The organism is Klebsiella sp. 2019SCSN059, from assembly GCF_021739525.1.
Lineage (GTDB): Bacteria > Pseudomonadota > Gammaproteobacteria > Enterobacterales > Enterobacteriaceae > Klebsiella > Klebsiella quasipneumoniae.
Genome location: NZ_JAKKOM010000157.1, coordinates 1 through 344 on the forward strand (window position 1 = coordinate 1; position 344 = coordinate 344).

Below are 344 nucleotides of genomic sequence, written 5' to 3' on the forward strand. Positions count from 1 at the left end.
CGCATCAGGTTGCCGAAGCAGAACATCCCCAGCAGCGGCGCGGCGTCCGGCAGCAGGAGCGCCACCAGCAGCAACAGCACCGCCGGGAAGAGGATCTTCTCCCGCTTACTCACCGTACGCAGCTGCACCATGCGGATCTTCCGCTCCTTATCCGTGGTCAGCGCCTTCATGATCGGCGGCTGGATCAGCGGTACCAGCGCCATGTAGGAGTAGGCGGCCACCGCGATGGCCCCCAGCAGCTCCGGCGCCAGCTTGCCCGACAGGTAGATCGCCGTCGGGCCGTCGGCGCCGCCGATGATGCCGATGGCCGCCGCCTGCGGCAGGGTGAACGAAATCAGGCCGAA

1 protein-coding gene is annotated in these 344 nt (G+C 67.4%); it reads right to left on the reverse strand.

The genetic code is table 11. The annotated features are described in order from the left end of the window. The coding region (locus L2I46_RS29395) for a sodium ion-translocating decarboxylase subunit beta (RefSeq protein ID WP_236948422.1) at positions 1-344 on the reverse strand (344 nt) is incomplete at both ends.